Here is a 26,146-nt window from a genome sequence, read left to right as displayed (position 1 = left end):
TTTATGAACAGGCTTTTCGGCCTGTTCCACAAAGAGTGAATTTTCTTGTGGGGAGTAGGGGTTGGGCATCCTGTCCGCCCCTGAAAGCCTTATTGAAAATGGTGCAATATAGAAGTTACTACCAATTTTTTTACTACCTAAAATTTCAATCCTCAAAAATATCTAACTGTTGGCCATCCGACTCTTTTTTACCATCTTTTTTAACACCTTTCCGCAGCCCGATCGCAATTTTGCTGTGTTTCTCAATCTGCTTCATCACCTGTCTCGCCCGGTCAATCACCGACGGCGGTAAACCGGCCAATCTCCCCGCTTCAATTCCGTAAGATTTGTCAGCACCTCCCGGCTGAACTTGGTGCAAAAATACGATTTGATCGGGCAATTCTTTGACTGTAACTTGATAATTTGCGACATTATCTAAAATAGAAGCTAACTCATTCAATTCGTGATAGTGAGTCGCAAAAATTGTCCGCGCCCGAATCTCAGTTGCTAAATATTCTGCCACAGACCAAGCAATCGAAAGTCCGTCAAAGGTCGCCGTTCCGCGGCCAATTTCATCTAACAAAACCAATGATTGCGGCGTCGCGTGATTGAGAATATTTGCAGTTTCGTTCATTTCCACCATAAACGTAGATTGACCGGTTGCCAAATCATCTACTGCGCCGACACGGGTAAAAATACGATCGCAAATTCCCAAACTCGCAGCTTTCGCCGGCACAAAACTGCCCATTTGCGCCATTAACTGGATCAAACCCACCTGCCGCAAGTAGCAGCTTTTCCCGCTAGCATTCGGGCCGGTTAAAATAATTAAATCTGGGCGGTTTAGCGATTCTTCCCGACCCAAAAAAGCAGAATTAGGGACAAAAAATCCCGGCGGCAAAGACTTTTCCACCACAGGATGACAACCTTCAATAATTTTAATTTCCCGACTTTCTGTCATAGTCGGGCGGCAGTAATTTTGGTAAACTGCTACTTCTGCTAAACCGCACAAAACATCGACCGCCGCCACGGCGCGGGAAACGTTGCGAATAATTTCCGCGTGTTCTCCTACCTCCGATCGCACTTTAGCAAAAATATCGTATTCCAATTGATTTAAATCTTCCCGCGCTGTCAGAATTCGCACCTCCCTTTCTTTTAATTCTTCAGTGCTGTAGCGTTCTTCATTGGTGAGAGTTTGCTTGCGGGTGTAGTCCTTCGGCACTTGGTCTACTTTCGATTTGGTAATGCTGATGTAATAGCCGAAAGCTTTATTGTAGCCTACTTTTAAATTAGAAATTCCGGTGCGTTTCCTCTCAGTTGCTTCTAAATTAGCAATCCATTCTTGGTCGGCTGATGCAGTTTGGCGCATTTCATCTAGCATCGGATTGATTCCCGATCGAATCAAACCTCCTTCTTTTAAATGAATCGGCGGTTCATCAACTAAATGAGCGTGAATTTTAGTTGATAATTCTTCTAAAATTGGCGGTACATTTTGCAGCGCTTTCAAATAGGGCGATCGCCCTTGGGCTGCGATCGAGGCTAATTCCGGCAGTTTCGAGAGAGAATCAGCTAAAGCGACCAAATCCCGTGCGCTAGCTGTTCCAGAACCGGCGCGGCCTGTCAGTCTTTCGATGTCGTAAATTTGGCGCAGCAACTGCTGCAAATCTTGGCGCAGGGCGTTATTTTCTACTAATTCTTGAATCGTGTCGTGTCGGGCGCAAATGCCTTTAATGTTGAGCAAAGGTTGCAGCACCCAGCGGCGCAAAGCGCGGCCTCCCATTGCGGTGCTGGTTTTATCTATCGCCCACAGCAGCGAACCGTGAAAAACCCCATCTCTCACTGTTTGAGTAATTTCGAGATTGCGGCGGGTTTGGTAGTCGAGTATCAGAAAATCGGTGAGAGTGTAAGTATGCAATCTTTGCAAAGAAACTGCTTTTTCCTTTTGAGTTTCTTCGAGATATTGCAGCAAACCGCCCGCGGCGCGCACTGCGAGGGGAAGGTGTCCGCATCCCATGCCTTCGAGCGATCGCACTTTGAACTTTTGCAGGATTCTCTGTTTTGCTTCGGACAAACTAAACGGAATTTGCGATCGCAAAGAATAGCAAAACGAATTCGGCAAACAATCGGGTAAATGCTCTGATTTCTCTCCGGGCCTCAACATAGTCACCAAATCCGGCGCATTAGTCGGTACCAAGACTTCCGAAGGTTGCAAGCGCAGCAATTCTAAGGTTAATTGTTCTAAAGTGTCGGCTTGAGTAGTGACGAATTCTCCTGTAGAAATATCTGTATAAGCCAATCCCCAATGTTCCCCAGCGATGACGACTGCTGCTAAAAAATTATTTTGTCTCGGTTTGAGCATTCCGTCATCAGTCAAAGTTCCGGGAGTGAGAATGCGGGTAATTTCGCGCTTGACTTGGCGGCCTTCTTTCGCTGCAATCGAGGCATCTTCAACTTGGTCGCAAACTACCACAGCATAGCCTTTTTCTACTAACATTGATGTGTAGCGGTCGAGGGCGTGGTGCGGCACTCCTGTCATCGGCACTCTGCCAATTTCTTTGCCGCTTTCTTTGCTAGTACAAACAAGTTCTAATTCCCTAGAAATAGTAACTGCATCTTGGAAAAAACACTCAAAGAAATCTCCTACCCGAAACAATAAAAGTGCGTGGGGATACTGTTCTTTCACTTCCACATACCGCTGCATCATCGGCGTCAGCTTGGTGAATTCTAGTAGGCGGTGGTCGGCATTGCGGATGTTGGGTTGATTGGGATCTGTTGGGGTAGATGCAGTGTAAGGCATAAAAGGCGATCGATAAATTTTAATCTTTAACAACTTTAGCGCAAGCTCGGCTTTTAGCTATAACTAATATACAATATTTGACGATTAATCCTCCTTAAGCAGGGTGCGTGATTGTCAATATTGGGGAAGGGTGTTGAGCTATACAAAATTCACGCACCCTACTTAATAATCGATAAACCAGGTTTTAGTTGAGAAGTTTTAGGTCGCTAATTATCTAATGTGAGCCGTTACACCGCTTAAGTGAGATTAAGCGCGAAAATTTTATTAATTGTGAGAGGAGAGCGGTCGCCGATCGACAAAAACAATCTCAGCTATGTAATTGTTAGCTGTTATAGCAGATGTTGAAGGAATAAAGAAGGAAAAAGGAAAAAGGAAAAAGGCTTTAGTTATCTAGAAGAGAAGGAAGAAGGCTTTACCGATCTGGGAGAGAAGGAAGAAGCAATCTTCCGCAAGGGTTTCAGCAATTAAGAACGTTCTAACCGTCGGGTGCGGTTGCTATAAATGTTGGGGGGGGTAACAGAAGAACGTGAAATCCACCGCACTTTATTTGGAGGAGAAACTTTACATTTTTGTTATTGAAAACAGCCGGAAGATAGATTTGTAAATTATACCTCGGATAGAGAGATAATGTATTTTATATGCGTAAAATTAAAATATCCAAGCAGGTAATCTATCGGCGGAGTAAATTTAAGATTTAGAATCAAAAATCTGCTAGCTAGTAGTTAACTAGAGGAAAACGCAATAATGAAAGCTGTTTGCTGGCACGGAGCAAATGATGTGCGAGTTGATAATGTACCAGATCCAACAATTATCAACCCGCGCGATGCGATAGTTAAAATCACGTCAACAGCAATCTGCGGCTCGGATTTGCACCTCTACAATGGCTTCATCCCGACAATGCAATCGGGTGACATTATGGGGCACGAATTCATGGGGGAAGTAGTCGAACTCGGCAGCCAAGTCAAGAACTTAAAAAAGGGCGATCGCGTCGTGATTCCTTTTACTATTTCTTGCGGCAGTTGCTTCTTTTGCAACCGCGATTTGTGGTCGCTGTGCGACAACTCCAACCCCAATGCTGGGCTGGCTGAAAAAATGTTCGGTCATTCGCCGGCGGGACTGTTTGGCTACTCGCATTTAACGGGCGGCTATGCAGGAGGCCAAGCAGAATACGCGCGGGTTCCGTTTGCAGATGTCGGCCCTTTGAAAATTCCCGACGGACTTTCGGACGAACAAGTATTGTTCCTCACCGATATCTTTCCTACCGGTTACATGGCGGCCGAAAACTGCGACATTCAGCCGGGGGATACTGTCGCAGTTTGGGGATGCGGGCCGGTCGGACAATTTGCAATCAGAAGCGCGTTTATGCTGGGGGCCGATCGAGTAATTGCGATCGACCGCGTACCGGAACGCTTGCAAATGGCGGCCGCAGCTAAAGCAGAAATCATCAACTACGAAGAAATGGACGCCGGGGAAGCCGTCACCGAAATGACGGGCGGACGCGGGCCCGACTCTTGCATCGACGCGGTGGGAATGGAAGCCCACGGCACCGGTCTCGACGCTTTGTACGACAAAGCCAAGCAAGCCGTGCGGTTGGAAAGCGATCGACCTACAGCCCTGCGACAAGTTATCCTCGCCTGTCGCAAGGGAGGTACAGTGTCAATTCCCGGCGTTTACGGCGGCTTCGTTGACAAAGTGCCCCTAGGTGCAGCTTTCAACAAAGGCTTGACCATGAAAATGGGACAGACGCACGTTCACCGCTATTTGCGGCCTTTGCTCGATCGCGTTCAAAAAGGCGAAATTGACCCGTCATTCGTAATTACGCACCGAATGAAATTGGATGAAGCGCCCCACGCCTACGAGATTTTCAAACAAAAAAAAGACAACTGCATCAAAGTTGTCCTCAAACCCTAACTCGCATTTACCCTTCACGGAGAAACTATGCTTTTACAAGAAAAAGAATCAGGCGACTTGATTGAAATCCTCGATGTAGATGCTTTAATCAGCCCTACAAAACAAGAAGTGCCGGGAAAAAATCAAGCTGGTCAAGAAGAGCAAGAGACAGCAACTTTTGCAAAAAGTAATTTAGTCTTTCCTTCCGGTGAAACTCTGCCGCGCTGCTGGACTGAGGAAAATTATCAAACTCATTGATATCAAGGGAAACCCCAAACCTAATATCCAGAGCCCCGACTTCTTAAAGAAGTCGGGGCTCTAACAGTTTGAGGTAAAAAGGGAGATTAATTGTTAACGATGCGATCGACTTGATGGGCTTCTGCGATCTCTGGAATATCCAGCCGCGCAGCTAATTTGCGAATAACTGCTTCCGGTAGTGTTGCTGTGCGCGATCGATTCCGCTGCAATATTTCATTTAGAGGTACTTCTAAATAAACAATGCGAATTCGCGCTTGATAAGCAGCAAAAAAATTAATTAATTGCTGCCGCATTTGTTTAGTGGTATTCGTGGCGTTCCACACAAAAGAAAGCCCCTCATTCATGTATTCGCGCGCTCTTTGTTTGGCGGCTGTAACCACATTTCCAGGGGTTTCGTCTGGAGGCAGATTCATCTCTTTTCGCAGTGCATCCAGCGAGATTACTGGCAAATCTGGGAGATTTTTCCGAATCCAATAATCTTTACCGCTTCCCGGCAAGCCAGACATCAAAATTACTTCGCATTTAGTGTCGTCAAATGCTTCGTAATCCGGGTTGCCGTTCTCTTTGCGGAAGTAGATAAATCGGCTGTGTGCGGAGGGGAATTTTCGGGGAGAATCCAAACAATTATTTTCTTGACAAAACTCCCGAAATAGTTGTATTTTATCGAGCAATTCTTGTTTGTCGGCGCAGTCGCGGCCCCGCACGTCTGCTTCGGCTAAAAGTGCGAGGAAATCGCAGCGGACAACTTGACTGACTTTAATTACCGACTGCTGCGGGTTGGGTTTGTCGATTAACCAGATGGGTAAACTGCCGAATTGGACGATCGCCACAACTGTTTCGCGAATCTCAAACTGCACGGGCGGCTCGAATTGAGATAAAATTTGTCTGACCATTCTCGCACCTTGACGGGCGTGACCTTTTGAGCTAATTCTGCCGTCGGCTTCGATTTTTGTAAAGGTTGGTTTTGCGACATCGTGCAGCAAAGCGGCCGCAAAAAGTATCGATCGTTCTTGCACGGGTAATTGACGCCAATTTGGGGAAGATATTAAGGCTTCGCAGACCATTTTGGTATGAATAAAAACATCTCCTTCGGCGTGATAAATCGGGTCTTGCTGACATCCTTTTAAGTTTTGAATCCAATCGAAATGATTTTGAATGCTGTCCCAATCCAGGAACCAATCGGGCGGTTGGGGACAAAAGGGAAAAGTCCAAGTTGCCGAGGGCGATAACAGTGCATTCATAAATTTACCTGCGGGTTAACTAAAATTAAATAAATCTGCGCCGGGACGCAGAATATTGGGTATAATAGGGCGATTGAGCCAATGTCCTTCCGCATTTTTAATAGCCGTCAAAAAGCTGGCACGCACGTATTTGTAACGCGCCTTTACTATGCCATCTTCTTCGATTTTAATGTACAGACCCTCCATGCGATCGCTCTTGTCAGTCTCTTTCAAACACCGTTCTTCATCTAATCCCAATTCCCGACAGGACAAACGCAACCGATCCAAATGTCCGGGTTGAATAAAATTAGATTTTTCCACAAACTGCATCATTTGCTTGGGAGATTTCAGCACTCCCGAAAACAGCAAGGGAACTGACACCAACGGCAATCCGCTTAACAATTTGTGGCGGGATTCTGTACTCAGAAATTGACTGGTTTCTAAGTCGAGCACGTCGTATTCCATAAAATAGTGCGGCAAAAAATCATAAAAAACAGTATGTTTGGCATAAAGCCATTCGCCGTATAAAATGTAGCGATTTCCCAGCACTTCTCCCAGGGTTCCGCTGAGACTGAAAGCCCACTGTTTGAATAAGTTAAAATGTTTTTCCCTCGGCCCGCCGGTGAGATAGTGGCCGCGACTTTGCAGCAGCATTTGTCCGTCTGGTGCGAAGCTGATGCCTGTATTGGCGCCGTCTACCTTTTCTTCTATAATTAGAGGGCGATCGATCAGGGCGCTAAATGGCACGCTGTCGAGGTCTTCATCGCCCGGTTGGAAACGCGAACCTTCGATGTGATAAGTTCTAGGATATTTAATAAGTTTGAGCATCAGCCCATCCATTTTAGATTTGAGATTTCAGAGGCAACCCCATCCATTTTAGATAATAATTTTAGATTTGAGAATTTAGAGGCGACCCAATCTATTTAACCATTATAATGGAATAATCACAAAGGAGCGTCGAAGTTGAAAAGTCAAAGTTTCCAAAACATATCATCAGCAATCGCGGGAATTATATTAGTAAGTGTGCTACTCCTAGGCTTAAACTCTTTTGTCGTCATCAATCCAGGTGAAGCAGGAGTAATCAGCGTTTTAGGAAAAGCCAGAGATGGAGCATTGTTAGAGGGGTTTCACCTCAGACCACCGCTGATATCCAAGGTAGATGTGTACGATGTAACAGTGCAAAAATTTGAAGTTCCCGCCCAGAGTGCTACTAAAGACCTTCAGGATTTAAATGCTAGTTTTGCGATCAACTTTCGCCTCGATGCTGAGAGAATAGTTGAGATCAGAAGAACTCAAGGAACTTTGGAGAATATAGTCTCAAAAATTATTGCTCCTCAGACTCAAGAAGCATTTAAAACAGCTGCTGCACTGAGAACGGCAGAACAATCTATTACTCAAAGAAGTGAACTGAAGCGAGACTTTGATACTGCGCTGAAAGAAAGGCTATCAAAGTATGATGTAATCGTACTCGATACGAGCGTTGTTAACATTCGATTCTCTGCAGATTTTGCGAAAGCGGTTGAGGAGAAACAGGTTGCTGAACAGCGGGCGCAAAGGGCTGTTTATGTGGCTCAGGAAGCAGAACAACAGGCTCAAGCCGACATTAACCGCGCTCAAGGTAGAGCCGAAGCTCAAAGACTTTTAGCTGAAACTTTGAAGGCTCAAGGCGGCAATTTAGTTCTCCAAAAAGAGGCTATAGAAGCTTGGAGAAGCGGCGGCGCTCAGATGCCAAAAGTGCTGGTTATGGGCGCCGGTTCGAGTCGGGTTCCTTTCATTTTTAATATGAACGATATTCAGGAAGAAGCCGAGCACCCGCAAGCAACCAACAATTAAAATATGACTGACTGTAACAAAGCCGGTGTATCCGAAAAGATTGGCTTTGCTAACCAGAAATCTCGCAATAATAAACCGGGTTTCCTCAGAAAGCGCACATAAGTCCTATGAGAGTTGCCGGAATATGCTACACTGCTGAAAGCCAAAATATAACGACAGTTTTAAACCTGTCGCTATAAAAGCGAAGTCCGCAATTAACACGCAGGCAACACACTCATTTTAGGAAGCCAGGAGAAATCATGACCCGCGCTATTATGGAAACCGACAAAGGCACAATCAATTTGGACTTGTTCGATGCGGATGCGCCTAACACAGTGAAGAATTTTGTTGACTTGGCGGAAAAAGGTTTTTACGATGGATTGTCCTTTCACCGAGTCATTCCTAACTTTATGATTCAAGGTGGCTGTCCAAAAGGCAATGGAACTGGCGGCCCCGGCTACAAAATCAAGTGCGAAATCAACTCCCACAAACATTTGGCAGGAACTTTATCGATGGCTCACGCAGGCCGCGATACGGGTGGCAGCCAATTCTTTATTTGCCATTCTCCCCAGTCTCATCTAGACGGAGTTCACACAACTTTTGGCAAAACTGAGGATATGTCTGTAGTCAATGCTATCCGCCAAGGTGACAAGATTATTTCGCTGAAAATTGAGCATTAATTTTCTCTAATTAGTTGCGTTTGTAGTAAGGACGAAGAGTCCTTATTGCAAACAAAACTTGTGAGAGTTAATACTTTTAAAATATACAATTTATGAGTGTAATAAATGATGCTGCTGTGGTGGCTGAGTTAACTGAACTGTATTTAAAATACGAAAAAGCTCTTTGTACGAACGATATTGAAACTCTCGATAATTTGTTCTGGGATTCGCCGGAAGTCGTGCGGTTTGGGGTGACGGAGAACCTGTACGGGAGCGAGGAGGTGAGGGCTTTTCGCAAAGGACGATCGCCTGTAAATGTCGATCGAGAAATGTTCAACCTCAAAGTCGTGACTTTCGGTGCAGACACGGCGGCTGTGACGCTGGAATTTCGCCGTGTAATGGATGGAGTAGTGCGGCTGGGGCGGCAGAGTCAGATGTGGCGGAAGTTTCCTCAAGGCTGGAAGATTGTTTCGGCGCACGTTTCTTTTTTGCCGGTGTAGATGTTAAAGGTAAGGAAACAATAATTGTCTAAAGCAAACGGACTTTATGACCAATAATTTCTTGATGGTACCCGCCACGTGATTTATCCGTCGAATCAATCCAAAATCCAAAATCCTTGCATCCTCAAGCCCCCGGATTTATCTCGCGCAAGTTACTCTAAAATCTAAAATCTAAAATCTAAAATCGAATGACTGAATCATTCATCTTCTATAGAAACGTCTAATAGTTCAATTTCCCGACTTTCTTCCTCATCTTCATAATTAAATTCTAATCTGCTCTGCTTAATAATCTCGCTCAATATATTGCTTAAGTACCCCTGGGCAACAGCTTGTTCAAATCTTTCTATCAGAATAGGAACATTGATTATTTCTTCTATACATTCCATGTACTGAGATACTATAGCATTTATTGAATACAGCTTTCGAGCTTGTGCTTCAATCTTTGATTTGATTGCACTATCTGAATCTAAAGATTTAACTACAAATGTTATCGGATACCTTTCAATTTTATCAATATCTAGGAAATATTTATTTACATCTACAGTTTCAGTCACCTGAAAAAAACGTCCTAGGGGTTTCATTACAAAGTCAATTCCCCCATCATTAGCATTTGTCCTACCTGTTTTAAACAGCTTTAAATTTTCTTGTTGGAGTCTGTCTAGTGCATAACCCCAATAAATAACTCTGTCATTGTAGTAATATTTTAATATACTGTAGCTGACAATCTCGAAAATTCGAGCATCTACATTTGGCGCTACCATTTGTTTTATAAATTCTCTGACTTGAACTTCTGTCAATCTTTGAGCTTCTTTACAAATTTGAATAAACTTTTCAAAGCTATCTCTCTTAGCTTCAACGTAAGCATCAATTATTTGGATTGCTGTTTCGGCTATATTGTGTTCATTCTCATTGATTTTGACTTTTAATAAATTTTCGTTAAACCAATACCTGCTATTTTTCTGATTTCTCAAAATTGGGATGAACTCACAAGTGGGAAAATATTTTTTAAATTCTTCATTCATCCTATGGTTCAAGCCATGATTTTGAAGCTTTTGCCCGAATGGTAATTCACGCTGTCTCTTAAAAAGATTCGTATAAACTGCACCTTCATAATCTGAATACATTCCTGTCAGATCAAATTTTTTCACCAAATAATCTTCAACTAAAACATAGATTGCATATAAGTTGGCAAAACTTCCTCTTGATTTTGAGCCTTTATTGGAAGATTTAGTCTTGATATTTAAATATAAAATTAGCTGGCTTTCACGCAATATTTGATACCCCATGTCGCCAAAGTTATCCTCTAAAATGGTCTTAATTATTTTTGTAAATTCATGTTCCATTTTTATTAGAGTTGTAAGTTTAGTGTTAGCTGCTGTGGCGAAAGTTCACCGGAGTTGACTTCAGACATGAGAGCCTCTTCACTCTGCTCCGGGGGAATTTGCAACCTCCGCAATCCTATTTGTAGATACTTTTCTTGTAATTCTATGCCGATTGACTTTCTGTTAAGCTGCTTGGCAACAAATGATGTTGTAAAAGTTCCCGAAAATATATCTAGTACAACGTCGCCCTCATTACTACTGGCTTTGATAATTCTTTCTAACAACGATGTTGGTTTCTGGGTAGGATGTTCCTCATACTCAGGCATACGATATCTCACTCTCGGAAACTCCCACACATTACCTGGAACTTTTTTAGAATTATATAGTGATGGTGTAGCCTTGCGGTAGTCAATTAGTTTTCTAACAGATCCGGTTTTTGCCTCTACCAGAATATCTGAGGAATTAAATGTATAATTTCGTTTGTCCTTGACGCAATATAAAATTGGTTCGTAAAGAGAGCCGTAAAATTTTTTTGCTTGTACGCCCGAACTGTCATAATACCACACTATTCGAGAAAGGATTGTTAAACGATCGCGCAAATATAAATCAAAGTAGGGCATACTTTGAGTTGACGCCATTAAATACAAACTGCCGTTATGTTTGAGCTTCTTAACACATAAGTTCAACCAAGTATAACTCCATTCTAAATAATCGTTTTCAACTTCCCACTTGTCTTTAAAACCATTGAAATTTTTGCCTATATTATAGGGAGGATCGGCAAAAATTAAATCGATTGAGTTGTCTGGTATTTTACTGCCCAGCACTTCTAAAACATCTCCTAAGATGAGTTGGTGAGCGTCAATTTCAAAGCTTTTCATTCAGCCTAACCTCTTCCAATTAATATTGGCTATTGCCAAGTTGAGCGAGATATGTTCTATAAATATTTAATACAGTTCATACTTGAGCAAAGTACAGGGAATCGAGCCATTATAAACAGGAATTCGCCGCGAGGTTCTGAGTCCCACCTTTTTACCCAACTCCTTATTTCCAGTCAAAATAAACGCATTCCAACCTTTAAAACGATGCTTGAAAATATCCCCCAACATCTTGTACAAATCTCCCAATTCGCTAGCATCTCCCAGGCGCTCTCCGTAGGGAGGATTGCAAATCAAAACGCCTCTGTCTGCGGGGGCTTCCAACTGAGATAACTCGGTTTGAGCAAACTGAATCTTACCGGAAATACCAGCTTGCTGCGCGTTCGTGCGAGCTTGAGTTAACATATCAAAATCGCGATCGCACCCTGCAATCACCTCTTTAAGTTCCGGCAATTCGCTGTTTTCAGCTTCGGCCCACAATTTATCCCACAAAGGTTCGTCAAAATCCCGCCAAGTCATAAATCCAAACTTTTCTCGAAACAATCCCGGCGCAATATTCAACGCCTTTAAAGTCGCTTCCAAAGGCAAAGTTCCCGAACCGCACATCGGGTCTAAAAACGGCAAATCTGGCGTCCATTCTGCCATCTCCAACAAAGCCGCAGCTAGGGTTTCTTTGAGGGGAGCAAGCCCCATCGCAGGTCGATATCCCCGGCGGTGCAAACTGCCTCCAGAACTGTCTAAACTTAAAATAGCTCTATCTTGATGAATGTGAATGTTAATTTGCAAATCGGGATGCTCTACATCGACATTAGAACGCTTGTTAAATTGAAGGCGCTGTTGGTCGGCGATCGCATTTTTGACCTGCAAAGCTGTAAAGTGAGTGTGGTTCAACTTTTCGTTGCCGCCGGTGCAGTTTACTGCTAAAGTATTTTCGGGATATAAGTATTCGTCCCAGGGGATTTTCTGCACTTCGCGGTAGAGCATATCCGAGTTGTAACACCGGAATTCGGCGATCGGCATTAGCACTCGAAAAATTGTTCTAGACCACAGATTGACGCGGTACAATAAAGCGCGATCGCCCGCAAAGTAAACCCCAGTAAAATCGGGCTTGACATCCTGCGCCCCTAAACGTTCTAATTCTTGGGCGGCAACTGTTTCTAAACCGCGCGCAACTGTAGCAAAATATTGATTCATTGATAATTGGTAATTGGGAATTGGGAATTGTTACTAACAACAGACACCAGACTGATGACTATAATAGCTGGTTTTAATCCTAACTATCAAAATAAATACTCTACCTTCACGATAAATCACTCGCATTAATCAGGGTGGGGGCGGGTTTGAGAGATTGTTCTTTGTGGGCTGTGATTGTTTGTGAAACCCGCCCCTACAGATTGTTAGAAATGTGCAAGTCACAAACTGTCAGTGGGGGCGGGTTTGAGAGATTGTTCTTTGTGGGCTGTGATTGTTTGTGATATCATGTCCGGTCGAGTGACCGCGATTTTTGTAGGGGCGGGTTCACCAACAATACCTGCCAACAATCTTCCATCTCAAAAACCCGCCCCGACCGGGATATTATGGTTAATCGATCGGGCATGATATGAAACCCGCCCCTACAGATTGTTAGAAATGTGCAAGTCACAAACTGTCAGTAATACTCGTGAAATTAAAAGCTTTCACGCGCACTCCGGGAACGACACTACCGCCATAACGCTTCACCGCACTAACTGCATCCACATCGCGCAACATATCAGGTAAAACTTGATTGAAACGCAGGTTTTTAATCGGGTAAGCAATTTTGCCATCCTCAATCCAAAAAGTACCATCGCGAGTCATCCCCGTTACTTCCAATGTTTTCGGATTAACGTAGCGCACGTACCAAGCTCGACTGACAAAAATTCCTCGCTCGGTTTGAGCCACTAAATCTGCTAAACTTTGGTCGGAACCTGTCATCACGATCGGGTAATAAGCACCTTTTGCCTCTTGGCCTTTTTGTGCGGCCCAGTATCGGGAATAAGACAAACTTTGAGGCACGCCATCTTTGATGATTTCCAAATAGTTATTGCTCAATCCGTCGCCGAAAAAAGTATTCGATCGCAGCAAAGGATGAGCCGGATCGCGCTGCACTTGCACTAACGGGCTAAAAAGTTGTTCCCCGGCGCGGTTTCCAGCGGGTTTTCCCTCTGAATCGGCGATCGACATAAACGATCGCCCCTCATCCGCAGCCCTCGCATCCAAACTCCAAATTACCCAGGGTAGCAAGCCCGCAAAAGCAGCGCCGTCAAAGATTACCGGATAAACGCCGGGAGTGATGGGGCGCGGGTTGCGGGATGCGATCGCCCGATCGAGCACTTGTTCTGCTAATTGGGCGATGGGCAATTCGTTGATACTCCAAGCAGTGCTCTTCGCCCAGCTAGAACCGTTGTCAATGCGAGCAGTAAAGCTGAAATCCGCGTCTGTAGACTGGTTGCAGGCGCGGAGTCCGGTTGACGAGGCGATCGCGTACAGCGACGCCTCAGCGCTCAAAGTACCCGAACCGTGAGCCCCCCCCTGGGAAGCAATGGCGCAAGCTTGCTGCACCATTTTTGCCCGTGCTAGAGGCGATACAGTTGCCGTTGCTGCGTCGAATGCGGGCGATCGCAAATCGTAGGTTTGAGGCGGCAGCAGGGGCATCCATTCGGGGTCTGCGGGCGCAATTCGGGCCAATTCTTCCGATCGCTTGACGGCGGAGGCGATCGCATCTTCATCAAATTCTGTAACAGCAGCAGAGGCGCTTTTGTTACCGAAATAGCTAGTAATGTTCAGGCTAAATACAGTTTTGCTGATATTTTGGCTGATTTGATTTTCCGAAAATCGGGAAAGAGATTCCTCGCCAGTAGAGAGACTGACAAATACTTCCTCTGCTTTGGATAGTTTGACTGCTTTTTCTACTACAGATAAGGCTTGGTCTTCACTTAAAATTGCGGGCGATGTTGTTACAATCATGATTGGTAATTAGGCATTGCGAATTGGACATTGCGAATTGGGCATTGCGAATTGGGCATTGCGAATTGGGCATTGTTAGCAATTAACTAATAACTAAGAACCGATGCCCCATGCCCCATGCCCTATTACCCAATTTGAATATCCCTCACTCGCACCGGCACACAAGCGTGAGTCATCTGAGCAACCTGCATCGGCTCGCCCTTTCCGCATATATGAGTACCGCACTGAACCAGCTCCGAAGCCGGCCCGATCGCATCTATTTGATTCCAGAAATCAGTAGTCATCGCCTGATAAGTTACATCCTTCAACATACCGACAACTTTACCTTTTTCCACCTTCCAAAAAGCATCGCCACCGAATTGAAAATTGCGCCGCTGCTGGTCGATCGAATAACTACCCATACCGTCGATTAAAATCCCGTCTTCCGTATCCGCAATCATCTGTGCCAAAGTAGCAGTATGGCTGCCGCCATCCGGGCCCGGCTCCAATCCCAAATTGGGAATTCTCACCATCGGCACGCTCGACCAACTGTCAGCGCAAGCAGAACCGTTGCTGCTACCGCGTCCGAGGCGATAAGCCGTCTCTCTGTCAGTGAGATAATCAACTAAAATTCCATCCTTGACAACGTACCACTCTTGTGATTTTACGCCCTCATCATCGTAACCCATTGTACCGCGGCCACCTGGTTGAGTGCGATCGCACTTAAAATTCACCCAAGGTGCAGCGTATTGCAGTTTATTTAAGTTATCAGTAGTAGCAAAGCTCGTGCCAGCAAAATTAGATTCATAGCCGTAAACCCGGTCTAATTCCGTTGGATGTCCGACAGATTCGTGGATAGTTAAGAACAAATTTGTCGGCTTGAGAATCAGGGATTTGCAAATACCAGCAGGGATTTTGGGAGCGCTGACTTTCTCAATAGCTTCGGCGGCAACTCTTTCGACTTGACTCAACAAATCATCTGGATTAATATGTTCGTAACCGATATTAAGTGGAGGGCGATCGTAACTGCGACTTTGGGCATCGCCGCCCGCAATTGCCGTACAGCCAAAACCCGGATAGCTGCGGTAGATTGTTTGTTCGATTAGCGACCCTTCTGTAGAAGCAAAAACCTTGTCTTCGCGGCTTGACTGCAAAAAAGAAGAAGCTTTTTTGATGCTTTGTGCGCCGTGTGCTAGCAGCCGCTCGTTGATAGTTAGCAGCAGTTCCGCTTTATCAGCAACGGGTACAGAAAAAGGGTCAATGGCGATGGGAGTTACATAGGTATCGACATATTTTTCGACTGGTACTAACCGCACCGGTTCCTTCTGAGTTAAGCGACTGCCTCTAGCGATTTCTACAGCCAAAGCCACTATTCTTGCAACCTCTGCCGGCGTTTTGCTGTGACTGGCTGCAAACCCCCAAGCGCCGTCTAGAAGCACTCGCACGCCAAAACCGGAACTTACATTATCTGACAGTTGACTTAAAGATCGATCGCGCGCGTAAAGATTCTGCCTTCGATAACTGCAAAAACGCACATCACCGTACTCGCACCCAGTTTTCCGAATCAAATCTACAGCCAAATTTGCCAACTCGTTAGCAGAGATTTTTGCAGTTAATTGCACCATAGTTATTCGTAATTCGTAGTTACTTGTCAAGTATTATAGCGCTTTTTAATTATTTGAACCATTTTCAATAAGCCTTCTACGGGCGGGCAGGATGCCCAACCCCTACTCCCCACAAAAAATTTACTGTTTGTGGAACAGGCATCTTGCCTGTTAATTTTGTGGAACAGGCATCTTGCCTGTTAATTTTGTGGAACAGGCATCTTGCCTGTTAAGCGAGAATGGTGCAAAATCTCATTTGAATCTCACTCCATCTCCTGCAAAACCCCAGTCAAAATCTCCACAATGCGATCGATATGTTCCTTCTCAATAATCAGCGGTGGCGACAAAGCAATAATATCACCCGTCGTGCGAATTAGCAACCCTTTTTCATAGCACTGCAAGAAACAATCAAAAGCCCGTTTCCCAGGCTTCCCAGCAATAGATTCCAACTCAATACCCGCTACCAGTCCCAAATTGCGAACATCAATTACGTGCCGCACCCCATTCAAAGAATGCACCGCATTTTCCCAATAACCAGCCATCTTATCAGCTCGTTCAAACAGCCTTTCTTCCTCATAAATATCCAGCGTCGCCAAAGCAGCCGCACAAGCCAGAGGATGACCAGAATAAGTATAACCGTGAAAAAGCTCGATCGCATTTTCAGGAGCATTCATAAAAGCATCGTAAATGCCTTCTTTCACAAACACCGCACCCATCGGCACCGTACCGTTAGTTATCCCTTTCGCCGCCGTCACAATATCGGGAACCACCCCAAAATATTCCGTTGCAAAACTCGATCCGAGTCGCCCGAATCCAGTAATTACCTCATCAAAAATCAGCAGAATTCCGTACTTGTCGCAAATCGCCCGCAGCCGCTCCAAATAACCTTTCGGCGCAATCAAAACCCCTGTAGAACCAGCCACAGGTTCGACAATTACCGCTGCAATATTCGACGCATCGTGCAAAGCGACAATCCGCTCCAATTCATCCGCCAAATGCGCTCCCCATTCCGGTTGTTTGCGGCTGAAAGCATTGTGTTCGAGACTGTGAGTGTGAGGCAAATGATCGACTCCCGTCAGCAAACTGCCAAAAAACTTGCGGTTTGTACCGATACCGCCGACAGAAATTCCCCCAAAACCAACGCCGTGATAGCCGCGTTCCCTGCCGATCAATCTTTGGCGAGTTCCTTCACCTTTCACCCGGTGATAAGCAATGGCAATTTTTAACGCTGTTTCTACAGATTCCGAACCCGAATTAGTAAAGAAAACGCGATCGAAATTGCCCGGAATCATCTTTACCAAACGTTCCGCTAATTCAAAAGCCCCCGGATGTCCCATCTGAAAAGCCGGAGAGTAATCCAAACGCAAAACCTGCTGTTTAACTGCTTCGGCAATTGTCTCGCGGGCGTGTCCTGCATTCACGCACCACAGCCCCGCAGTACCATCTAAAATTGAGCGGTTATCATCAGTTGTAAAGTGCATATCTTTTGCCGAAACGAATATTCGCGGATTCGCTTTAAACTGTCGGTTGGCAGTGAATGGCATCCAGTAAGCGTCCATATTTGTCATCTTTTTTTTATCTTTTTATATTGATGATTCTGCCTTCAAAATATAACTTGCTACCGATTGCCGATCGCCAGATGCTTATTATAATTTTCCAAATATCTCTTTGCTCTTTTAATTAAAGCTTAGTTTATGATAGGCTTAGGTATTAGACGGAGAATCGCTCATGTCACTAACTGTCAAAGACTTAGAAAAAGTACAAGCCGAACATCCTGAATGGCGACTAGAGTTAATACAGGGGAATATCATTGCAAAGGGCCCATGCGATTACACCTCCGATGAAATTGGTTCTCGGTTAATTATTCTTTTGGGAATTTGGGTACTGCCACGCAAGCTGGGCCGATTAACGGGTTCCAGCGCTGGCTTTATTTTACCAAATAGTGACTTGCGCGCACCAGATGTATCTTTTGTCAAAGCAGAAAAGCTGAAGCGGAGTCGGCGGGATTTTGTAGAATTGGTTCCTGACTTGATGGTGGAAATTAAATCTAAAACCGATCGCATCAAACCTATCAACGAAAAAATACAATCATTTTTGAGTCTGGGAACGGAAGTGGGAATATTGATTGACCCGGACAGATTAACTCTCACAGTATATCGTACAGCAGCCGAGCCGGAAGTTCTCAGAGATGGAGACATATTGACAATTCCAGAGTTTTTCCCTGGCTGGGAATTGCCAATTTCTGATTTGTGGCCACCCGTTTTTGATTGAAAAATTAGTCGGTTCGTAGTAAGAAATGCAAGTCCTCTCTATGAATAAAAACTTGCATTCCTCACTGCGAACCATTGAGAGAAGCTGACATAGCTAATTCACGATCGCACCAACCGACTCATGCTGCAACAAACCAGTCAACATCTTCACGGGCCTCTCCCCGTAGGGCCACGCGAAAGCATGGCGAAAAGCAGCTTCTTGACACGCTTGCAATTGCCGAAAATCAATGATATCCAAAGTTAACAAATTCTCGTACTCGAAAGGCAGCCGCACGTTGTGCAATCCCGCGTTGTCGGTGCAAATGGCAATATCCACACCAGCTTCAAAACATCGATCGAACACAACCTTCAATTCGCGCATATCCTGCAACGTTCCCGTTTTGAGATAGGTAGTCGGGCAAACTTCCAAGCATTGACCCCTGCGCGCGACTTCTGGCAGCAGTTCGGGATATTTTAACGGAATTTGAATCCCGTGGCCGATACGCATCAGATAGGGCAAAAGTTCGGGATAACAGCCAGAGGTAGTTTCGTAGAGGTGGCCGGTAGTTTTGATGCCGATCGACCTCGCGTACTGGTACAATCCGACAAACTCCTCCAAACGATCGCCAATACAATCATCCCCGCCAGCTATATCGATCGCGCAAACATATTCTCCCATCCCGGCTGCCAAATCGACGATCGCCCGATTCACCTCATAAGGCAAACGCGAGTGCATGCACAAAATTTGGCTGGTAACAATCGGACAATCGCTAATTTGACTTGCCTTGCCCACAACCTGTACAATTTCTGCCATCAAATCAATGCGTTCTGACTGTTCCAAATGTTCGGGAGTCCGCAAATAAGGCGTATAGCGCAACTCCAAATAAGCCAGATTTTCAAACACGTAAGCGCCCCGCATCAACCGATAGATGAAATAAGGCAAAGTCTCAACAGTTTGAACGCTTTCTACCAGCGTGTGCAGTTCCAAATACTCATTCAGAGTATTGCGCGGACGAGTGTAAAACTCCTCAAACTCCGAGTATTCTTGAAATCGATTAACCATCTCAGCATTGTGGCGGTCGAAATACCGCCACAGCACCCTAGGAACAACAGAACCACCCAGATGGCGGTGCAACTCAGCGTGTAAAGTCATGCGATTTTAGATTTTAGATTTTAGATTTTAGATTGAAAGAATTGAAGGATTGAAGAATTGAAGGATTGAAGAATTGAAGGATTGAAGAATTTGTAATTTAGTCCTAGACGCATCAGCGGCCAGAAACCGGGTTTTCCCAAATACTAGCCAACAACCTCCAGCAGGTAAACTCTTCCACATTTAAGCTTAAGCTGCACGTGGGATTCCCCTAAAAACTCGTCAAATCCTCACCCATTCTTCCCCTCTCCTACTCTCCCTTCCCAAGTCCCCCGATAGGGCCCGAAGTTGGTTTTTGAGAGCAATACAGCCTCAAGTCTCTCAATTGTAACAAAAATTTATTTGACATTTCGGACGCATTCATACATAATCGGAGATTGTGTCAACCTGAACTGAACGCGAGAAACCCTTGGCTAACGTAGTTGTGATCGGCGCCCAGTGGGGCGATGAAGGAAAAGGCAAAATTACCGATTTGCTCAGCAAATCCGCAGATATCGTTGTCCGCTACCAAGGGGGCGTCAACGCGGGTCACACCGTGGTAGTCAACGGTCAGACTTTCAAGCTGCACTTAATTCCGTCTGGGATTCTCTACCCTGATAAAGAGTGTATTATCGGCTGCGGTACGGTCATCGACCCTAAAGTTTTAATTGCAGAGTTAGATCAGCTAGAAGCACTGAATATTTCGACTGCCTCGCTGATGATTTCGGAGACGGCTCACGTCACGATGCCCTATCATCGATTAATTGATGTAGCATCGGAAACGCAGCGGGGAAATTATAAAATCGGGACGACGGGACGCGGCATTGGCCCTACTTACGCCGACAAGTCGGAACGCACTGGCATTCGGATGCTCGATTTAATGGACTTGGACGGGTTGCAAGAACAATTGGAATGGACGATTAATTGTAAAAATGTCCTTCTGGAAAAACTCTACAATTTGCCGCCTTTAAATCCGCAAGACGTAATTGATGAATATCGAGTTTATGCGGAACGTTTGCGCCCGCACGTAGTAGATAGTTCCCTGAAGATTTATGAGGGACTTCACAAGCGGAAAAATATTCTGTTTGAAGGCGCGCAAGGCACTTTATTAGACTTAGACCACGGCACTTATCCTTACGTTACTTCCAGCAATCCCATCGCAGGCGGTGCTTGTGTGGGAACCGGAGTCGGCCCGACAGCGATCGATCGCGTAATTGGGGTAGCAAAAGCTTATACAACCCGCGTCGGAGAAGGCCCATTCCCTACTGAAATGGTAGATGGAATAGGAGCAGTTTTGGGCGAGAGAGGTGCAGAATTCGGCACGACAACCGGCAGAAAACGCCGCTGCGGTTGGTTCGATGCGGTAATCGGCCGCTACGCAGTCCGCATCAACGGCCTTGACTGTCTGGCAATTACCAAACTAGATGTTTTGGATGAATTAGAAGAAATAAAAGTTTGCGTTGCTTACGAAATTGACGGCGAAAAATGTGTTGATTTCCCGAAAAGTTCCCGGATATTTGCTCGGTGCCAACCTATCTACGAAACCCTTCCCGGTTGGAAACAGTCTACGGAAGAGTGCCGGAATTTGGAAGATTTACCGCCGCAAGCATTGGATTATCTGAAATTTTTGGCAGATTTGATGGAAGTGCCGATCGCGATCGTTTCTCTCGGTGCGAGCCGCGACCAAACTATTATTGTAGAAGACCCGATTCACGGCCCGAAACGCGCTTTGCTCTCTGCTGACGGTACGCCTGTAGCCGCACAATCATAACAGGTTTAGTTATAATAGACAAAAAGGGTCTATCTCATGTGTGACGAGGCTCCAATGACCGATGAAGCTCGTCTGATATATCAACTAACCCTTCATCGAGATTTGGTTGGCTGGGTAATCGGAAAGTTAGCTGAAGCTGGCATTCCATCCCAGAGAACTACTGGCAACGATCCGAAAGGAGACATTTTGATTCTCGCTCCCAATGAGGCCTCGCAAGTAAAAGAAATAATTCGGGATCTTCATAATCAATACACGAGAGAAAATATCAAAGATTCACAGTCAACCTTAGAGGAAAGAAAAACAAACTTACCGCATATAGAAATCAAAACCACATACCTTTCAGGAAAAGCAGTTAATGAAATTATTGATACTGCTACTGTCATTGCAGTTGTAAGTGCCGATAGAATTTCGGGATCTGGCAAGGCAAAATTTATAAAAGCAGGTATAGCTTATGCCGAAAATATTCCTTTGAACGAGTTTCTAGATGTTTAGTAGCAGGAGTAATCCCAATGTTTGACATCAGTTTTTATTCAGCAAATGGTGAACCGTCCGATAGTGTAAGAATAACAGCAGCTACTTACGAATGGTTAGCAAAATCAGCATTTTCAAAAATAGGTGGCGAATCAGTCGAAACCCAAATTTACCTAGATGAAGAAAATGTAATTCTGCCTCTAGTTGAATTAAATCAAGATATTCGCCAGCAGTTCAAGAAAATTTTCAGCGAAGCAATCATCAGTGAAAGCGATGCAGTTCTTACTAAGCTTGGTGATTACCCTTCAAAAGAAGAGTATCAATCAGGAACGTACCGTCTCAGAAAAATGCTGGAATTGCTCAAGTGTGTGGAAAATGAAAATTATCAATACCTTCAGCGAATTTAATCGGAACATACGCAACTGGTTCAATTCGTAGGGTGCGTCAGTTGATCGGACCTAAATTTTTTGTCATAAACTCAATACTGACGCACCCTACAAGCTAGTTAAAGTGTGACCGTTGACCTGAGTCTGATTAATGTTCGATCGCAATATCACAATTCTGGTAAAATGTGAAAACAATCAGCAGAAAGTCATAAAATGGAACTCGCAGTAGAATGTCAAAAGCGGGCAGAAGGCAGCAAACCTAACGCCCTCCGCCGCTCTGGATTGATTCCCGCCGTCCTCTACGGGCACAAAGGCTCTGAATCCATTTCCCTTACCATCAAAGCCAAAACAGTTGAACACCTGCTCAAAAAGCACGTAGTCAACAATGCCCTAATTGACCTCAGCATTCCCGACCTCTCTTGGAGCGGAAAAACATTGCTCCGGGAAGTTCAAGTTCATCCTTGGAAGGGCTATCCTTACCACCTGAGCTTTTTCTCCGTGGCGACTCAAGACAGCCTGGAAGTTGAATTGTCGCTGAATTTTGTCGGCGAAGCTGTCGGCGTCAAGCTAGAAGGCGGCATCCTGGATACCGTACTGACGCAACTCGCAGTTAAGTGCAAACCAGACAGCATTCCTGAAGGAATTGAAGTAGATATTTCTAATTTAAAGGTTGGGGATGCGCTGCACATTCACGAATTAGTTTTGCCTGAAGGAGTGGTAGCTCTCGGCGAACCAGATCAGGTGGTTGTTAGCGTGCTGGGAATTCAAGCAGGTGCTGAAGCCGAAGAAGCAGACGCAGACGCAGACGCAGCAGCTTAATTAGTAATTGCTAATAGTTGTTAACTAATTGTTGAAAAAAAAAAGGCGATCGCTTTCTCGCAAAAGGGCGATCGTTTTTTGCTAAAAAGGCTATTCTCGTTTGGGTTTGCTCGCACATCTTGCACCATTGTCAATTAGCATTTTATGAACAGGCTTTTCGGCCTGTTCCACAAAAAGTGAATTTGTTGTGTTGTGGGGAGTAGGGGTTGGGCTTCTAGCCCGCCCGTAAAAAGCCTATAGAAAAGGGTGCAATCTCCCTTGCTCAGTCCACAAGAAAGCATCTTACAACTGAGATGTTGCACTATTCTCAATTACTTGTTTAGGAACAGGCTTTCCGGCCCGTTCTTGAGAATGGTGCAAGATGTGAGTTACAAGCAAGAACCGGCAGTGTTTACTTTTCTTTACAAAACGGGCGATCGACTCTTTAGCTACAAAAATCGGGACAGGCGTGCAAATCCGCCATAAACCGTACTGATTCTTACATATTTAGCCGTAAAATCAAAAAATCAGCCGATAATCCCGGTTCCTCGCCAGCACCGAGAGTCAAAAAAATTAAGAATGAGGGGAACAAGCCCGCTACTCTTAGTGTCAAACGCGAGTATAATTGTGAAACGTTTAGACTACCCTATTTAATTCCTGCCTCTGGAGCCGCCGCCCATATGCCATCAACAGTGAATACAGAATCAACAGCGGTTCAATTTAACCAACAGGGAGAAACATACTTATCCCAAGGAAAAATAGAAGAAGCCATCGCCTCCTGCGAACAAGCTTTGAAGATTCACCCCAATTTTGCACCCGCTTACAAGACTTTGGGCAACGCGCTGCAAGCTCAAGGCAGGATGGAAGAGGCGCGGCACTGGTACGCTAAAGCGATTGAAATAGAACCGAATTTTGCGGAAGTATATGCGAATTTGGGCAGCCTGGGCGCGCAGCAGCAAAAATGGCAGGAGGCGATCGGATTTTATCAAAAGGCGCTCGCGATTAAGCCGAATTTCGCGGGAGTTTACCGGAATTTAGCAAAAGTATTCGGACAAATTAACAAACCGGAAGAAGCCCAGCAGTGCTGGTATCAAGCATTTAGTTTGGAACCGGAAAAAGTAGCGCCGGGGGAACACTTGAATATGGGGGACGCTTTTTTCCGGCAGGAAAAATTCGCCGAAGCGATCGCCTGTTACGATCGCGCCATAAAATTAAATCCTAATGTGGCGACGGCTTACCAAAATTTGGGCGAAGCGCTCAAAAAACAAGGCAAGTTAGAGGAAGCGACAGCATATTATCGCAAAGCTATTGAACTGAACGCAGCTAATGCCAGAAACGGCAGCGAGGGAAAGGAAACTTTGGCGGGTGCAAATGGAACAAACGGTGCAGTTAAGCAACAGCCTTCTGTAACCGCAGTTAAGCCCCCAGTCCAGCCCCCAGTTAAGCCGCCAGTGCAGCAGGCAGTTAATTCTACAATTAATATAGAAGATCCAGAAGCATACAAAATACTGGCAGAAGGCTATTTTGCTCAGGGCAAATTGGAACAGGCGATCGCAGCTTGCAAGAAAGCGCTGCAAATTAAGCCGGAAGCGCCGCTTTACAAAATGCTGGGCAACGCCCTGCAAGCTGGCGGAAAAATTGATGAAGCTAAAAGTTGCTATGTCAAAGCAATAGAAATTAACCCAAATTTTGCAGAAGCTTATGCTAATTACGGCAGCATTAGCGCGCAGCAAGAACAGTGGCAGCAAGCGGTTTCTGCTTACGAAAAGGCGATCGCGCTGAAACCGGATTTTGCCGGTGCTTTCCGCAATTTTGCGAAACTGTTGACGCAGTTAGGCAAGCCGGAGGCGGCGGCTGAGGCTTGGTATCGAGCATTTGCGATCGACCCCAAATCCGGCACCGCCGAGGAACACGAAAATTTAGCCAAAACTTTGATCGAGCAAGGTAAGGTAGATAAGGGAATTGAGTGTTACCGGCGCGCGGTTGAGTTGAACCCAAATGCGGGCTCCGCTTATCACGAATTGGGCGAACTTCTCAGAAATCAAGAACAGTGGGAAGCGGCGGTAGAAGCTTACACTAATGCGATTAGAAACAATCCCGCTCTTTCTTGGTCGCACAACAATTTAGCTGAGTCGCTGGTGAAGTTGGAACGCTGGGAAGAAGCTGTAAATGCCTACCGAAAAGCGATCGAATTAAATCCTGATTTTAGCTGGTCTCACAACAATTTAGCAGATGTGTTGCTGAAGCTGGAACGGTGGGAAGAAGCCGTGAATGCTTACCGCAAAGCAACAGAATTAAATCCTGATTTTAGTTGGTCGCACAACTATTTAGCAGACGCGCTGATTAAGCTGGGCAGGTGGGATGAGGCAATTTCGGCTTACCAAAGGTCGATCGAACTCAATCCCGACCATTTTTGGGCGCACAACAATTTAGCAGAAGCGCTGGTGAATTTGGAACGCTGGGATGAGGCGGTTGTTGCGTACCGGCGTGCTAACGAAGTTAATCGGAATTTCTTCTGGTCGCAGAGCAAATTGGGCGATGCGCTGCTAGAAATGGAAAGGTGGGAGGAAGCGATCGATGTTTACCGACGCGCCGCAGAGTTAAATCCTGATTTTCCGTGGACTTATTACAACATGGGAACGGCTTTTGAGAACCTGGAACGGTGGGATGAGTCGATCGCCGCTTACCGCCGCGCTGCGGAAATTCAGGCGGATTTGCCGTGGCTTTCGCAAAAGTTGGCTGATGCTTTGAGGATGCGATCGCAGTGGGATTTGCGGGATGCGATGGGTTTGTATCGAAAGGCGATCGATCATAACCCGGATGATGTGCAACTGTATCACAAGGCTTTGGAGATTGCGCCGAATGATGCTGAGCTTTATGTTGGGTTGGCTGATGCTTTGGTGCGGAAGAATTGGTCGGATGGGGCGATCGTCTTTTATCAGATGGCTTTACAAGTAAATCCCGAATGCGGTGAGGCGCACTTGCAGTTGGGGATGCTCTTGGCGCAAAAGAATGATACGGATCGGGCGATCGCTTGTTACCGCCACGCTATTGAGGTTAAACCAAATGAGTATAAACCTTACCAATTGTTAGGCGATGCTTTGAGTGCAAAAGGTCAGCGGGAGGAAGCGATGAACTGTTACCGTCGCGCGATCGAGTTAAAACCTGACGATCCGTATATCCACAACAATTTAGGGGATATGTTGCGCCATCAAGGAGATGTGGAAGGAGCGATCGCTTGTTACCGCCGCGCCATAGAACTTAAGCCTGATTTCTCTTGGTTCCACTATAATTTGGGTGAAGTTTTGACTAAGAAAGGGCAAATTGATGAAGCGAGTTCTTGTTACCGTCACGCCTTAGAGTTAGAACCCAAGATTTTCTAATTTTCCGTGCAAGTGATCCTGTATTTGGTAATTTAATACAGGCTCATAGAGCCTACTTGCCTTAAAATAATATGAACGAGAT

Annotated in this window: 21 protein-coding genes; 11 read left to right on the top strand and 10 right to left on the bottom strand. The window is 45.3% G+C overall.

Translation table 11 applies throughout. From position 1 onward, the window contains the following. Positions 1–145: 145 nt before the first annotated feature. Entirely contained in the window at positions 146–2,773 is a 2,628-nt protein-coding gene (gene mutS, locus QUA50_RS01280; protein ID WP_333258646.1) for a DNA mismatch repair protein MutS, read from the bottom strand. A gap of 744 nt (positions 2,774–3,517) precedes the next feature. Here mutS and QUA50_RS01275 point away from each other — a divergent pair. Further along, the gene (locus QUA50_RS01275; RefSeq protein ID WP_333258644.1) at positions 3,518–4,684 is read left to right on the top strand and encodes a zinc-dependent alcohol dehydrogenase; all 1,167 of its coding nucleotides are present in this window, start codon (positions 3,518–3,520) and stop codon (positions 4,682–4,684) included. 27 nt (positions 4,685–4,711) lie between these two features. Further along, complete coding sequence (locus tag QUA50_RS01270; protein WP_333231472.1) at positions 4,712–4,921, top strand: acetyltransferase; 210 nt, start codon at positions 4,712–4,714, stop codon at positions 4,919–4,921. Between the two features lie 86 nt (positions 4,922–5,007). Here the strand turns inward: QUA50_RS01270 and QUA50_RS01265 are convergent, their stop codons facing one another. Both QUA50_RS01265 and QUA50_RS01260 read right to left on the bottom strand, forming a co-directional pair. Then, on the bottom strand, positions 5,008–6,162 hold the full coding sequence (locus QUA50_RS01265) for an AAA family ATPase (protein ID WP_333258642.1): 1,155 nt from the start codon (positions 6,160–6,162) through the stop codon (positions 5,008–5,010). 15 nt (positions 6,163–6,177) lie between these two features. Beyond that, positions 6,178–6,969: an RNA ligase family protein gene (locus QUA50_RS01260; RefSeq protein WP_333258640.1), complete on the bottom strand. Its 792-nt coding sequence runs from the start codon at positions 6,967–6,969 to the stop codon at positions 6,178–6,180. 135 nt (positions 6,970–7,104) lie between these two features. Between QUA50_RS01260 and QUA50_RS01255 the strand changes: the two genes are divergently transcribed. The 3 genes from QUA50_RS01255 to hpxZ all read left to right on the top strand — a co-directional run bounded on the left by QUA50_RS01255 (position 7,105) and on the right by hpxZ (position 9,112). Then, positions 7,105–7,974, top strand: a complete 870-nt coding sequence (locus QUA50_RS01255) for a prohibitin family protein (RefSeq protein WP_333258638.1) — start codon at positions 7,105–7,107, stop codon at positions 7,972–7,974. Between the two features lie 239 nt (positions 7,975–8,213). Continuing rightward, positions 8,214–8,633: a peptidylprolyl isomerase gene (locus QUA50_RS01250; protein ID WP_333258636.1), complete on the top strand. Its 420-nt coding sequence runs from the start codon at positions 8,214–8,216 to the stop codon at positions 8,631–8,633. Between the two features lie 92 nt (positions 8,634–8,725). After that, a complete protein-coding gene (gene hpxZ / locus QUA50_RS01245; RefSeq protein WP_333258634.1) occupies positions 8,726–9,112 on the top strand; it encodes an oxalurate catabolism protein HpxZ in 387 nt (128 codons plus the stop codon). A gap of 197 nt (positions 9,113–9,309) precedes the next feature. On the opposite strand, the gene QUA50_RS01240 is transcribed toward hpxZ, so the two are convergent. From QUA50_RS01240 to QUA50_RS01215, 6 genes are all read right to left on the bottom strand, one after another. Continuing rightward, the gene (locus QUA50_RS01240; RefSeq protein ID WP_333258633.1) at positions 9,310–10,455 is read right to left on the bottom strand and encodes a restriction endonuclease; all 1,146 of its coding nucleotides are present in this window, start codon (positions 10,453–10,455) and stop codon (positions 9,310–9,312) included. A gap of 5 nt (positions 10,456–10,460) precedes the next feature. Beyond that, complete coding sequence (gene yhdJ, locus QUA50_RS01235; protein WP_333258631.1) at positions 10,461–11,312, bottom strand: adenine-specific DNA-methyltransferase; 852 nt, start codon at positions 11,310–11,312, stop codon at positions 10,461–10,463. Positions 11,313–11,378: 66 nt separating this feature from the next. After that, positions 11,379–12,503, bottom strand: a complete 1,125-nt coding sequence (locus QUA50_RS01230; protein WP_333258629.1) for a THUMP domain-containing protein — start codon at positions 12,501–12,503, stop codon at positions 11,379–11,381. Positions 12,504–12,947: 444 nt separating this feature from the next. Then, on the bottom strand, positions 12,948–14,294 hold the full coding sequence (locus tag QUA50_RS01225) for a TldD/PmbA family protein (protein WP_333258627.1): 1,347 nt from the start codon (positions 14,292–14,294) through the stop codon (positions 12,948–12,950). 125 nt (positions 14,295–14,419) lie between these two features. After that, a complete protein-coding gene (locus QUA50_RS01220) occupies positions 14,420–15,898 on the bottom strand; it encodes a TldD/PmbA family protein (RefSeq protein ID WP_333258625.1) in 1,479 nt (492 codons plus the stop codon). A gap of 242 nt (positions 15,899–16,140) precedes the next feature. Next, positions 16,141–17,445, bottom strand: a complete 1,305-nt coding sequence (locus tag QUA50_RS01215) for an aspartate aminotransferase family protein (RefSeq protein ID WP_333258623.1) — start codon at positions 17,443–17,445, stop codon at positions 16,141–16,143. A 160-nt stretch (positions 17,446–17,605) separates the two neighbouring features. On the opposite strand from QUA50_RS01215, the gene QUA50_RS01210 reads away from it, so the two are divergent. Beyond that, positions 17,606–18,148, top strand: a complete 543-nt coding sequence (locus tag QUA50_RS01210) for a Uma2 family endonuclease (protein WP_333258621.1) — start codon at positions 17,606–17,608, stop codon at positions 18,146–18,148. A 93-nt stretch (positions 18,149–18,241) separates the two neighbouring features. Here QUA50_RS01210 and QUA50_RS01205 read toward each other — a convergent pair whose 3' ends face one another. Next, positions 18,242–19,279 carry an adenosine deaminase gene (locus QUA50_RS01205; RefSeq protein WP_333258619.1) on the bottom strand — a complete coding sequence of 346 codons (1,038 nt, stop codon included), beginning with the start codon at positions 19,277–19,279 and terminating at the stop codon, positions 18,242–18,244. Positions 19,280–19,685: 406 nt separating this feature from the next. Here QUA50_RS01205 and QUA50_RS01200 point away from each other — a divergent pair, with 406 nt between their 5' ends. The 5 genes from QUA50_RS01200 (at position 19,686) to QUA50_RS01180 (ending at position 26,064) form a co-directional block, all read left to right on the top strand. Continuing rightward, positions 19,686–21,026 carry an adenylosuccinate synthase gene (locus QUA50_RS01200; protein WP_333258617.1) on the top strand — a complete coding sequence of 447 codons (1,341 nt, stop codon included), beginning with the start codon at positions 19,686–19,688 and terminating at the stop codon, positions 21,024–21,026. Between the two features lie 54 nt (positions 21,027–21,080). Further along, positions 21,081–21,518: a hypothetical protein gene (locus QUA50_RS01195; RefSeq protein ID WP_333258615.1), complete on the top strand. Its 438-nt coding sequence runs from the start codon at positions 21,081–21,083 to the stop codon at positions 21,516–21,518. Positions 21,519–21,535: 17 nt separating this feature from the next. Beyond that, the gene (locus QUA50_RS01190; protein ID WP_333144866.1) at positions 21,536–21,904 is read left to right on the top strand and encodes a hypothetical protein; all 369 of its coding nucleotides are present in this window, start codon (positions 21,536–21,538) and stop codon (positions 21,902–21,904) included. A gap of 192 nt (positions 21,905–22,096) precedes the next feature. Continuing rightward, positions 22,097–22,702 carry a 50S ribosomal protein L25/general stress protein Ctc gene (locus QUA50_RS01185; protein ID WP_333258613.1) on the top strand — a complete coding sequence of 202 codons (606 nt, stop codon included), beginning with the start codon at positions 22,097–22,099 and terminating at the stop codon, positions 22,700–22,702. Positions 22,703–23,373: 671 nt separating this feature from the next. Continuing rightward, positions 23,374–26,064: a tetratricopeptide repeat protein gene (locus tag QUA50_RS01180; protein WP_333298474.1), complete on the top strand. Its 2,691-nt coding sequence runs from the start codon at positions 23,374–23,376 to the stop codon at positions 26,062–26,064. Positions 26,065–26,146 lie beyond the last annotated feature (82 nt).

Origin of the sequence: Microcoleus sp. M2_D5 (assembly GCF_036701935.1) — a bacterium.
Lineage (GTDB): Bacteria > Cyanobacteriota > Cyanobacteriia > Cyanobacteriales > Microcoleaceae > Microcoleus.
The sequence above is the reverse complement of the archived record's forward strand: the minus strand, read 5'-3'. Positions and strand labels throughout refer to the sequence as shown.